We start from the raw sequence: 11,831 nt of genomic DNA on the forward strand, positions 1-11,831 counted from the left end.
TAGTGCCGGCCGCTGGCCGGCTCGCTCAGCAGTCGTTCGTCACAACCAGCACGCCGCCCGCGCACAGTTGGTCCAGTAGTGGGCTGCAGGCTGCGCGCAGTTCGTCGGTGGCAATGCCATGCGCCTCGGCCAGTACCTGCAGCGCGTCTTCCACGCGGGCACCGTCATCGCCGAAGGCCGACAGCAGCGCATACGTCAACGGTGCCAGTTCCTCGACCCGCAGGCTGAAATCATCCAGGCGCCGCAGAAGCAGTAGCGTCGGTGCCGTGCTCGGCGCACCGTTCACCCTGGCATCCTCATGCACAGGCCACTGGTAGCCCAGCACCCGTACCAGTGGAGACAGCGCAAGCACGCTGCCTGTCTGTGGCGCATGCAATGGCTGCTGGCCCGGGTCGCGTGCTTCGATATGCAGCGCCTGCTGCGTGCATTCGTAGTGCGCCAGTTCTGCCGCCCAGCCCGGCAGTGCGAGGTCTGCCTGCACGCCCAGCCACGTGGCGAATTCACCTGCGATCTGCGGGAACAACGGCGTACGGCAGGCATGGCGCGCGTAGTAGCGCTCGACGGCATCGCGCCAGCAGGCGTCGCCCAGCCGCGCCTGCAGGCGCGGCAGGCTGCCTGCCAGCAGGTTGTCCAGGCTGTCGAAGCAGAGGCGGCGGTAGACCGCCATCCGTCGTGCATCGATGCCCTCGGGAACGGGCATCGACGGATCGCGTACATGATCGGCCCAGCACTGCTGCAGGGCGGCCAGCGACTCAGCCATGGGCCACCTCGGGCAGCAGGACATCGGCCTGCACCTGGCGGATCTGCTCGACCTCGGCCAGCAGCTCGGCCAGCGGAGGAAGTTGAAATCACGTTCCAGCAGGGTGGGGCGCACGCCGACACGCGCATATGCCTGGTGCAGCAGGGCCCAGACCACGCCCCTCACCGGCGCGCCATGGGTGTCGATCTTGAATCCGTCGTCCTCATCGAAGTGGCCGGCCACGTGCAGCGAGGCGACGCGATGCGCAGGTACACGTGCCAGGAAATCGAAGGCGTCGTAGCCGTTGTTGCAGGCGTTGACGAAGACATTGTTGACGTCCAGCAGCAGGTCGCAGTCGGCCTCGGCCAGCACCGCAGTGATGAAGTCGATCTCGCTCATGTCCGCACCGGGCACGGCGTAGTAGGAGATGTTTTCCACGGCGATGCGCCGGCCGAGTGTGTCCTGCACCTGGCGGATGCGACTGGCGACGTGGCGCACGGCCTCGGTGGTGAACGGCAGTGGCAGCAGGTCGTAGACATGGCCGCCGGCGGCGCAGTAGCTCAGGTGTTCGCTGTACAGCTGCACCTGGTGCAGATCGAGGAAGGCACGGGTCTGCGCCAGCAGGGTACGGTCCAGCGGGTCGGGGCCACCCAGTGACAACGACAGGCCATGGCAGGTCAGGCGATGGCGCTCGCTCAGCTGGCGCAGCGCGGCGCCGTGTGCACCGCCCACGCCGATCCAGTTGTCCGGCGACACTTCAAGGAAGTCGAGGGCATCGGCCGGCATCGCCAGCAGTTCATCGATCAGGCCACGGCGCAGGCCGAGACCGGCACTGGCGGAAGGCAGGGGCAAGGACATGCGACGGTACTCCAGGGCAGTGGCGCCGCCGTAGGGGCGGCGCCGGGTGGGGAACGATCAGTCGTTGACGCGGGAGAACAGGCCCTTCGGCATCGGCTTGCCGTGGGCGGTGTAGACACTGCGCAGGTAGTCGTGCGCTTCCTGTTCGCTGATGTAGCCATCGTGGTCGGTGTCGATGCGGTCGAACTCGGCGGCGCGCTTGGCCGCCACGGCATTGAACTCGGCACGCGAGACCCGGCCGTCGTGGTCACGGTCGGTGCGGGCGAACGAGGCATCGCCACACTTGCCTTCACCGCACTGGCCTTCGGCCACCTTGGCCTTGCCGGCCGGCTTGCCGGTGGCGGCCTTGTTGGCGCCGCACTTGCCTTCACCGCATTTGCCTTCGGCGGCGGCGCTCATGGCCACCGCACTGATGGCCAGCGGCTGGATCGCAGCGGCCTGGCCGGCCAGCAGCAGGCCACCGGCCAGGGCGATACCAATGGTGCCGATGCGCGGCAAGCGGGAAGCAGGGGTGTTCTTGGTCGAAACGGACATGGTGATGACTCCTTGAATTGGCACGCAGGGCGTGCGGGATGGACGCCGCTGGAAGGCGACGGAAACGAGGGGAAGACGCGCGGGGAGGGCGAAGCGGATCAGGCGTTGCAACGGCGGCGCAGTACGTAACCCAGCAGCAGTGCGCCACCGAGCAGTGCGCCACCGAAGCCGATACCGGGCAGCAGCGCAGCAACCGGCAGCAGCAGGGCGATCAGGCTCACGCCCCAGCCGAGGCCGTCATTGCCGGCGGCGGCGCGTTGCGGGCCGGTCAGCAGACGATCCAGGCTGAGCGCACCACCGCCGTTGAGGATCAGCGGCAACAGCATGGCCAGGAACAGCAGCGGCAGCTTGAAGTTGCCGTAGCCCTGGTCGGTGATCGCATAGCCCTGCCAGAGTTCGCCCAGGCTGTTCCACTGATCGGGCCAGTGCACGGCGGCGATGGCGACGATGGTGAGCACCCAGAAGATGTAGGCCACCGAGCGCGTGGCCAGGCCCAGCAGCAACAGCACCGCGCCCACCAGCTCCAGCCAGGTGGCCAACTGCCAGTTCAACGTTGCGGGCAGGGTGGAGAACGGAAACGGGAAACGCCCTTCCAGATCGGCGAACCAGTTCTGCCCGCCCAGCTTCTCGCGGCCCGACTCGAAGAACTCCCAGGCCAGCAGGGCGCGCAGGGCCAGCGGCGAGAGCCAGCGGCCGACGGCATCCAGGCGGGGGTGTATACGGAAGAGGCGGTGCTGATCATGGGGTTGTCCTGCGGGCCAGTGGTCGATGGAGGCCATTTCGAGCCGCGCAGGTATCGGCAACGTGTGCGGTTGCCCGGGGTTTTGTCAGCGACTGTGGCCGCGTCGGGGGTTTCGTACAGTCCGGTACAAAGACGCCGCGTCGGGCGTTCGCCGGGCATGGCCCGGCGGCCGAATGTATCCAACTGTAGGAACCGGCCGTCGCCCTACATTCCGGTACAACTCGGCGCCGCAGCGAAACAGCACCGATACACCCCCAGGCGGAAATGGCCACTCCCAACACCGGAGTGCCACCCATGATCCGTACCACCCTGCTTGCTGCCGCCCTGGCCTTCGCCGGCGCTGCGACCCCCGCCTTCGCCGCACAGACCAATGCCAGCGCGCCGCCCACCGTCATCCTGGTCCACGGCGCCTTCGCCGATGGTTCGAGCTGGAACAAGGTGATCAGCACGCTGCACGACTGGAAGGTACCGGCGGTGGCGGTGCAGAACCCGCTCACTTCGCTGGCCGACGATGTGGCGGCGACCCGTCGCGCGATCGCCGCTGCGCCCGGCAAGGTGGTGCTGGTCGGCCACAGCTGGGGTGGCACGGTCATCACCGAAGCGGGCAACGATCCCAAGGTGCAGGCGCTGGTGTACGTGGCCGCGTTCGCACCGGACGTGGGCCAGTCATCGGCACAGCAGGGCGAGGGTTTCCCGGTGGGCCCGGGCCTGACCCGCCTGCAGGACCGTGATGGCTACCTGAGCCTGCCGGCCGATGCCATCGCCGAGGATTTCGCGCCGGATGTCATGAAGAAGACCGCAGCGCTGCTGTACAGCACCCAGGTGCCACTGAAGGCCAGCGCACTGGGCGAAGCCGTGACCACCGCGGCCTGGCGTGGCAAGCCGAGCTGGTACGTGCTCAGCCGCGACGACCGCATGTTGTCGCCGCAGCTGCAGGCGGCCACCGCAAAGCGCATTGGCGCGCAGCTGCAATCCATCGGCAGCAGCCACGTGTCGCTGCTCTCGCACCCGGCCCAGGTGGCCGACAGCATTCTGGAAGCCGCGGGCGTGAAGCCGGCCGAACTGCCGCTGGCCGAGCAGGGGGCTGAGTGATGGTCACCCTGCGCGCGTATGCGTTGCCGTTGCTGCTGGCCCTGATCGGGGGCTGCACTGCTGCTGGTCTGGCCCAGCCCGCAGGCCGATGCGCAACCGGCCGAACCGGTGGCGGCGGCCGGCTTCGAGGGTGGCGGGCCCTGGCACAACAGCCCGCCGCTGCGGCTGGAACAGTTGCGCGGGCAGGTGGTGCTGGTCGAGTTCTGGACCTATGGCTGCAGCAACTGCCTGAACGTCGCACCTTATGTTCACCGGTGGCACGCACGCTATGCGCCGAAGGGCCTGCGCGTGGTGGGTGTGCACACGCCTGAATTCGCCTATGAAGGATTGCAGGGCAACGTGCGCCATGCCCTGCGGCGGTTGGACATCACCTGGCCGGTGGTGCAGGACAACCAGTACCGGATCTGGAACGCCTGGGGCAACCGCTTCTGGCCGGCGCTGTACCTGCTCGACCGGCAGGGCAGGGTGGTCTACCGCCATTACGGCGAAGGCGACTACGCACGTACCGAAAGCGAGATCCAGCGCCTGCTGGCCGGCCCCTGAGCCGCGCTACCATGGCCGCGCCGCGCGGCCTTGACCTCCGTCTTCATCGAGAACGCCATGAACCACGTACCGCACATCCTTGTCGTCGACGATGACAGCGAGATCCGCCAGATGCTGGCCGATTACCTGCAACGCAACGGCCTGCGCGTCAGCCAGGCCGATGGCGGCCGTGCGATGCGCGCGCTGATGGACACCCATGCGGTGGACCTGGTGGTGCTGGACGTGATGATGCCCGGCGAAGACGGCCTCAGCCTGTGCCGCAACCTGCGTGCCGGCAAGCACCGTGCGGTGCCGGTGGTGCTGCTGACCGCCCGCGACGACGAAACCGACCGCATCATCGGCCTGGAAATGGGTGCCGACGACTACGTGACCAAGCCGTTCTCTTCGCGCGAGCTGCTGGCGCGCATCAATGCGGTGATCCGGCGCACGCAGATGCTGCCGCCGAACCTGCAGGTGACCGAAGCCGGGCGCCAGCTGGCGTTCGGCGACTGGCGGCTGGATACCACCGCGCGCCATCTGCTGGATGCGCAGGACACCGCCTATCCGCTCAGCGGTGCCGAGTTCCGCCTGCTGCGCGTGTTCCTCGACCATGCCAACCGCGTGCTCAGCCGCGACCAGCTGCTCAGCCTTACCCAGGGCCGCGATGCGGAACTGTTTGATCGTTCCATCGATCTGCTGGTCAGCCGCGTTCGCCAGCGCCTGGGCGATGATGCGCGTGAGCCCACCTACATCAAGACCGTGCGCAGCGAAGGCTATGTGTTCAGCGTGCCGGTGCAGTTGCTGGGGCCGCAGGAATGAACGCCCGCGCGCGCCGCCTGTCGTGGCCGCGCACGCTGTCGGCACGCCTGCTGCTGGTGCTGCTGGGCGGATTGATCCTGGCCCATGCGCTGTCCTTCGGCCTGTTGTTCTTCGAGCGTTACCAGTCCACGCGCAGCATGATGCTGCGCAACCTGGACGAGGACGTTGCGGTAAGCGTGGCCCTGCTCGAGCGCCTGCCGGCCGACCAGCGCCAGGCCTGGGTGCCGCGGCTGGAGCGGCGTACCTACCGCTACCTGTTGCGCCCGGCACAGGCGGGGCCTGCGCTGGAAACCGATCGCGCACGCCAGGTCACCGCCATCATCGATGACAGCCTGGAGCACCGCTATCGGTTGCAGGCGCGGCAGGTGGCACGCCTGCCGGAACGCTTCGAAGTGGAGCTGCGCCTGCACGACGGTTCGCCGCTGACCATCGAAGTCACACCCTCGGGCCTGCCGCTGGCGCGATGGCTGCCGGCCGTGCTGCTGGTGCAGCTGGCGTTGCTGCTGGTCTGCGCATGGCTGGCGGTGCGGCTGGCATTGCGCCCGTTGCGGCAGCTCTCGCACGCCGTCGAGCAGCTGCAGCCCGGCAACGACGTACCGATGCTGCCCGAAGACGGCCCCGCCGAAGTGGGCACGGCCGCGGCCGCGCTCAATGCACTGCAGGCGCGCATCCGCGGCCATGTCAGCGAGCGGTTGCAGATACTGGCTGCCATCTCCCACGATCTGCAGACGCCGATCACGCGTATGAAGCTGCGGGTGGAAACGCTGCCCGAAGATGCCACCCAGCAGCGCCTGCTGGACGACCTTGACCACCTGGGGCAACTGGTGCGCGAAGGCGTGGCCTATGCGCGCAGCAGCCATGTGGCCCGTGGCGCGCCGGTGGCGATGGATCTTGGCGCGTTCCTGGCCAGCGTGGTGGGCGACTATGAAGACATGGGCAAGGCGGTCAGTGGCGGCGCACCTGCGGGCCTGACCGTGCAGACCTGGCCGCAGCCGCTGCGGCGGGTGGTTGGCAATCTGGTCGACAATGCATTGCGTTATGCCGGCAGTGCCGAGATCGAGGCGGGTCGTGATGCAGCAGGCCGGCCATGGATCAGCGTGTCCGACCGCGGCCCCGGCATCCCGGAGGACCAGTTGCAGGCCGTGCTGGCGCCGTTCCATCGGCTGGAAAGTTCGCGCAACCGCGATACCGGCGGCACCGGCCTGGGCCTGGCCATCGCGGTGCAGCTGGCGCAGTCGTTGGGCGGCTCGCTGCAGCTGTGCAATCGCGAGGGCGGCGGCTTGCAGGCGGTGTTGCAGTTGCCGGGGTAGCAGGCGGGTCAGATCCCTTTGCCAACGGCAAAGGGATCTGACCCCGTAGTTGATGCACCGCGTCGTCACTGCGTACGTGGCACCCTGCGGCGATGAAGGAACGCATGCAATGACCGCAGCACGGCAGCGCTCAATGTGGGTGGCGGGCCTGTCCACGGTGGTGGAGTGGTACGACTTCACCCTGTACCTGTATTTCGCCACGGTGCTGTCGCGGGTGTTCTTCGGCGGCGGCGAGCAGGCCTTGCTGGTTACCCTGGCCGGCTTCGCGGTGTCCTATCTGATGCGTCCGCTGGGCGCGCTGTGCTTCGGTCACCTCGGTGATCGCCTCGGCCGGCGCTGGATGCTGCTGGCCTCGATGGCATTGATGGCCGCGGCGATGCTCGCTACCGCACTGCTGCCGACCGCCGCCACCGCAGGCAGCACCGCCGGCGTATTGATGCTGGTCCTGCGCTGCGTGATGGCGTTCTCGGTGGGTGGCGAATACACCGGCGTGGTGGCCTACCTGCTGGAAAGCGCACCGCTGCGGCGACGGGGCCTGGTGACCTCGCTGGCCTCGGCGGCCAGTGAAGTGGGTGCGCTGCTGGCGGTGGCGATCTCCGCGCTCACGGTCGCGCTGCTGCCCACACCGCAGCTGGACAGCTGGGGCTGGCGCATTCCGTTCTTCGTCGGCGCCGCGCTGGCGCTGGTGATCCTGGTCGCACGCTCGGGCATGCACGAGTCACCCGAATTCGAGCGCCAGCGCCGCGACGGCAGCATACCGGCCACACCGCTGCGGCATGTGCTGCGCAATCATCCGGGGGCAGTGGCGCGTACCTTCGCGATCTCCGCACTGGGTTCGATCACCTATTACGTGGGCATTACCTACGTGCCAGCGTTCCTGCATGCGCGGGGGCATGACGAGGGCGATGCGTTGTGGCTGTCGACGATCGCGGCGGTGGCGGTGATCGCGATCACCCCGCTGTGCGGCGCATTGTCGGACCGCGTCGGCCGTCGGCCGATGCTGCTGGGGCTGACCATGCTGGCGGCCCTGCTGCCGCTGTCGCTGTTTGCGTGGATGGCGCAGGCGACGACGCTGGGCATCGTGTTGGCCGCAGTGCTGCTGGCCTGCGTGGCAGGTGGCGTGAGTGCGGTGGCGGCCCCGGCCACCGCCGAACAGTTCCCGGGCGAAGGCCGGGTCAGCGGGTTGGCACTGGGCGTGACCATGGCCACAGCGGTGTTCGGCGGTGCGACACCGTGGCTGGCGCAATGGTGGGTGGAACGCAGCGGCTGGGCGGCGGCGCCGGGCGCGATGATCGCGCTGGTGGCGGTGCTGGTGCTGCCCGTGCTGTGGACCCTGCCCGAGACGGCCCCGGGCAGGGTCAAGCGCTAGCCGATCAGACCTTCAGGGTCTGCTCGATGTCGGCCAGCACCGCGGCCGCATCCACGCCAATGGCGATGGACTGCAGCACGTGGCCATCCCACACGCTGGGGCCGAAGCCCATGCCTTCCGGCTTGGGAATGGTCATGCCACGGGCAACGCCGTCGGTGGCCACGCGCACGCTGGCGCGCTCGAACTGGAACAGTTCCGGGCGGGTCAACGCGATGCAGGCGCAGCAGTCGTGCACCACCATGCCCTTGTGGCCCGCCTGCAGGTAGAAGTCCACGTAGTCCTGCGACAACGCCCGCACCAGCTCGGCATCGGCGCCGCCGAGGGCGGCCAGCGTGTCCAGGCCATCGCGGTTCATTTCCACGCGGGTGGTCACGTCCAGGCCGATCGCGGTGACCGGCCAGTCGGTGGTGAACACCACGTCGGCCGCTTCGGCGTCGCCCCAGATGTTGGCCTCGGCGGCCGGAGTGATGTTGCCGTTGACGTGGAAGGCGCCGCCCATGAGCACCACGCCGCGCACCAGGCCGGCGATGTCCGGGGCCTGCTGCAGGGCCAGGGCCAGGTTGGTCATGCGGCCGACCGCGACCAGGGTCACTTCGCCCGGGTGGGCACGGACCAGATCGATGATCAGCTGATGCGCCGGGCGGGCGTCGACGGCCACATCCAGCTGTGCCGGCACCGGGTGGTTGCCCAGGCCATTATGGCCGTGGATGTGCACCGGCCAGGCTTCCGGGGTGGCCTCCGGCTGCAGCGGGCCAGCGGCGCCGCGCGCAACCGGGGCGGCAAAGCCCCAGGCCTGCTTCAGGTACAGCGCGTTATGCGTGGTCGACTCCACCGAGGCATTGCCGAAGGTGGTGGTGACGCCGATCAGGTCGATCTGCGGGTGCTTGTGCAGGTACAGCAGCGCCAGGGCGTCGTCGACGCCCGGGTCGGTATCGAAAATGACTTTCAGCATGTTGTTGTTCTTCTTCTTCCGTGTGGTGCGGGGGCGCCGGCGGCCCGCAGGCAGGCCGGCGCGCCCTACATTGTCCCATCTTCATGACAGGCACGGCCATTGCCGGGGCGGCAGGCCATAATCTCCCCGTCCAGGCCCGGAGTCCGCCGCATGCTGATCGTGACCCTTCTGCTGGCCCTGCTGGTGCTGGGCCTGAACGTGGTAGCCACGGTGGTGATCGTCCAGCGCGAGGGCCTGTCGGCAGGGGGCGGGCGGTGCAGCTGCTGCTGGTCTGGCTGCTGCCGCTGGTGGGCGCGATCCTGTGCATGGCGGTGGCCACCGCCGATGGCTCGGGTGGCCGCGGGGAGGGGTGAGGGCTGCGTAGCGTCGAGCTTGCTCGACGGCCCGTACAAAAGCAGTCGAGCAAGCTCGACGCGACAGAAGCGGCGACAGCGGTGACGGCGGCGATTGATGGGACGTTCCCGGGTGCATACCCCGCCGAGGTCACGTCTCGGTAGTGCCGGCCGCTGGCCGGCAACCCCATCCGTTCAGCCGCCGCCTTCGGTCGGCAACGGCGCCGGTACGTTCAGCAGGCCTCCCGCAGCCACATAGGCGGCCAGCGCCTGGCCCTGGCTGAGCAGGTGGCGCTCCATGGTGCGTTCGGCGGCAGCGGCATCACGCCTGCGGAAACACTCCATCAGTTCGCGGTGCTCGGCCAGCGACTGCGCGGTACGACCCGGAGTCAGCAGCTGGCGGCCACGGTGCATCTTCAGGATACGGTGCAGGTCGTGCGTGATCCGGATCAGCCACGGGTTGCCGGCATAGTGCTGCACGGTTTCGTGGATGAGGTAGTTGTTGCGGTAGTACTCGGCGATGTTGCCCTCGGCCGCAGCGGTTTCCATCGCCGCATGCAGGTCTTCCAGCTGCTGTACCCCAGCATCATCGATATGCCGGACCGCTTCATGCGCGCAGCGGCCTTCCAGCATCGCCATCACCGGGAACAGCTGGTTGAGGTCTTCCAGGGTGAGCCGGGTGACCCGCGCGCCACGACCGGCATCGATCTGCACCAGGCCCTCGGCGGCCAGCAGTTTCAGTGCTTCGCGCAGCGGCGTGCGGCTGATGCCCAGTTCCTCGCACAGGGCCGGCTCGTCGATCCACTCACCCGGTGGCAGGCGGTAGTCGTAGATGCGTTCGCGCACGTGTTCGGCGACCTCTTCATACAGAGGAGCACGCTTCTTCGGTGAGCGCGGGGCAGGAGCGATGGCCATGGCGGAAAGTGTACTGCCTCCATGCATGGGACCTGCAATGCGGGCGGAAACCGAGGGGGAAACGGCTCGGGGGAGCGGCTGGGTAGAGTCGACTGTTAGTCGACTATCGCGCGGAGCGCGGGGTTTTTCGCCGTCGGAACGGAGAGCAGTCGACTAACAGTCGACTCTACCTCGTCGGTCATACCCCGCTGGAAGGGCGCCGGAATCCCCGGCGCCCCTGTGCAGTTACATCCAGCCCGGCACCACGAACACCAGCCACGCCAGCAACGGCCCCAGCGCCACCACCAGGCCGCTGTAGACCAGGAAGCGGCGGAACAGGGTCTCGCGCTCTTCCTTGGCGGCCGAGGCCACCACCAGTGCACCATTGGTCGAGAACGGGCTGACGTCGACGATGGTGGACGACACCGCCAGCGCGCAGATCACGCCGGCTGCGCCCAGGTGGCCCTGCATCAGGAACGGCACGGCCAGTGGGATCGTTGCGCCCAGCACGGCGGCCGAGGACGCGAAGGCGGAGACGATGCCACCGACGTAGCAGACCAGCAGCGCGCCCAGCAGCGGAATGCCGATGCTGGAAACACCATGGCCGATGAAGTCCACCGCGCCGGCGTGCTCCAGCACGCCGATGTAGGTCACCACGCCGCAGATCAACAGCACGGTGGACCAGCTGATGCCGTCGACCGCGCCCTTCTGGCTCTGCGGCGACAGCAGTGCCAGCGCTACGGCCACCGTGATCGAGACCAGGCCGACGTTGAGGTTGTAGATCAGCGCGGCCACGCCCAGGCCCAGCAGGCCGATCAGGGTGAACAGGCGTTCGCGGGTGAAGCCGACCGCCTCCAGCGCCTCCGGATCGTTGCTGAGCGTGCCGCCACCGGCGGCGACCAGCGCGCCATGCCCCTCAATGGCGAACTGCCGCGACGACGCCTGCGGGCCACCGGCCATCGCAAGCCCGGCGTTGCCAACCGTGCCGGCCAGTGTGATCGAGCCGCGGCGCAGCAGCGCGATGCCACCGAAGGCGACGAAGCAGATGATGGCCATCATGAAGTTGAAACCGAGGCTGGTCAGAAACACCGCCATCTCGGTCACCTCCAGCCCGGCCTTCTGCACGACCCCGTTGGTGATGCTGCCGTACACGCTGATCGGCGAAAAGCCGCCGGCCTGTGCGCCATGGATCACCAGCAGGCCCATCATCAGCGGGTTGATGTTGTATTGCTTGGCGAAGCGCAGCGCGACCGGGCCGATGATCGCCACTGCGGCCGGGCCAAGCGCACCGAACGCGGTGAGTACCGCGGTGACCACGAACATCACCCAGGGGATGGCGACGATGTGGCCGCGCACCGCGCGCACCGCCCAGTGCACCAGCAGGTCGATGGTGCCGTTCTTCTGCGCGATGGCAAACAGGTAGGTGATGCCGACCAGGGTCAGGAACAGGTCGCCCGGGAACCCGGCCAGCACCTCCTTGCCGTCCATGCCGACCCAGACACCACCGATGATGAACGCCAGCGCGAAGGCCACCGCCCCCATGTTGATCGGCAGAGCGGTGGCGACGATGAACATGACCACCAGACCGATGATCGTTGCGAGTTGTGGACTCATGCGCCCTCCCAGACACGTGGCTCACGTACAGCGCGGATGGAAACCCGCCATCCC

The 11,831-nt window shown here is 68.1% G+C and carries 10 protein-coding genes and 3 pseudogenes; 6 read left to right on the forward strand and 7 right to left on the reverse strand.

Translation table 11 applies throughout. The features are described 5' to 3' along the window. Nucleotides 1-25: 25 nt before the first annotated feature. The 4 genes and pseudogenes from N4G47_RS03925 to N4G47_RS03940 form a co-directional block, all read right to left on the reverse strand. Nucleotides 26-784 carry an HvfC family RiPP maturation protein gene (locus tag N4G47_RS03925; protein WP_475285346.1) on the reverse strand — a complete coding sequence of 253 codons (759 nt, stop codon included), beginning with the start codon at nt 782-784 and terminating at the stop codon, nt 26-28. Next, nucleotides 753-1,597, reverse strand: a pseudogene (locus N4G47_RS03930) (HvfB family MNIO-type RiPP peptide maturase). Before N4G47_RS03930 ends, N4G47_RS03925 begins: the two are co-directional and overlap by 32 nt. Before the next feature lie 57 nt (nt 1,598-1,654). Next, a complete protein-coding gene (locus N4G47_RS03935; protein WP_475285347.1) occupies nt 1,655-2,131 on the reverse strand; it encodes an HvfA family oxazolone/thioamide-modified RiPP metallophore in 477 nt (158 codons plus the stop codon). A 98-nt stretch (nt 2,132-2,229) separates the two neighbouring features. Beyond that, a pseudogene (locus N4G47_RS03940) lies at nt 2,230-2,873 on the reverse strand (HvfX family Cu-binding RiPP maturation protein). 294 nt (nt 2,874-3,167) lie between these two features. On the opposite strand from N4G47_RS03940, the gene N4G47_RS03945 reads away from it, so the two are divergent. From N4G47_RS03945 to N4G47_RS03965, 5 genes are all read left to right on the forward strand, one after another. After that, nucleotides 3,168-3,965 carry an alpha/beta fold hydrolase gene (locus N4G47_RS03945; RefSeq protein ID WP_475285349.1) on the forward strand — a complete coding sequence of 266 codons (798 nt, stop codon included), beginning with the start codon at nt 3,168-3,170 and terminating at the stop codon, nt 3,963-3,965. 108 nt (nt 3,966-4,073) lie between these two features. Further along, entirely contained in the window at nt 4,074-4,508 is a 435-nt protein-coding gene (locus N4G47_RS03950; RefSeq protein ID WP_475285351.1) for a redoxin family protein, read from the forward strand. Nucleotides 4,509-4,565: 57 nt separating this feature from the next. Further along, nucleotides 4,566-5,306 (forward strand): response regulator, encoded by a 741-nt coding sequence (locus N4G47_RS03955; RefSeq protein ID WP_475285353.1) that lies wholly within the window; start codon nt 4,566-4,568, stop codon nt 5,304-5,306. Beyond that, nucleotides 5,303-6,616, forward strand: a complete 1,314-nt coding sequence (locus N4G47_RS03960; RefSeq protein ID WP_475285355.1) for an ATP-binding protein — start codon at nt 5,303-5,305, stop codon at nt 6,614-6,616. The genes N4G47_RS03955 and N4G47_RS03960 overlap by 4 nt, the downstream gene beginning before the upstream one ends. A 109-nt stretch (nt 6,617-6,725) precedes the next feature. Continuing rightward, nucleotides 6,726-7,985: an MFS transporter gene (locus N4G47_RS03965; protein ID WP_475285357.1), complete on the forward strand. Its 1,260-nt coding sequence runs from the start codon at nt 6,726-6,728 to the stop codon at nt 7,983-7,985. Nucleotides 7,986-7,989: 4 nt separating this feature from the next. On the opposite strand, the gene N4G47_RS03970 is transcribed toward N4G47_RS03965, so the two are convergent. Continuing rightward, a complete protein-coding gene (locus N4G47_RS03970) occupies nt 7,990-8,937 on the reverse strand; it encodes a nucleoside hydrolase (RefSeq protein WP_475285359.1) in 948 nt (315 codons plus the stop codon). Between the two features lie 150 nt (nt 8,938-9,087). On the opposite strand from N4G47_RS03970, the pseudogene N4G47_RS03975 reads away from it, so the two are divergent. Next, nucleotides 9,088-9,287 (forward strand): annotated as a pseudogene (locus N4G47_RS03975) (hypothetical protein); the annotation flags it as partial. A 177-nt stretch (nt 9,288-9,464) separates the two neighbouring features. Here the strand turns inward: N4G47_RS03975 and N4G47_RS03980 are convergent. Both N4G47_RS03980 and N4G47_RS03985 read right to left on the reverse strand, forming a co-directional pair. Beyond that, nucleotides 9,465-10,184: a GntR family transcriptional regulator gene (locus tag N4G47_RS03980; RefSeq protein ID WP_164137312.1), complete on the reverse strand. Its 720-nt coding sequence runs from the start codon at nt 10,182-10,184 to the stop codon at nt 9,465-9,467. A 225-nt stretch (nt 10,185-10,409) separates the two neighbouring features. Beyond that, nucleotides 10,410-11,777 carry an SLC13 family permease gene (locus N4G47_RS03985; RefSeq protein ID WP_475285361.1) on the reverse strand — a complete coding sequence of 456 codons (1,368 nt, stop codon included), beginning with the start codon at nt 11,775-11,777 and terminating at the stop codon, nt 10,410-10,412. Nucleotides 11,778-11,831 lie beyond the last annotated feature (54 nt).

The sequence above is a fragment of the Stenotrophomonas sp. GSD10 genome (assembly GCF_056172695.1).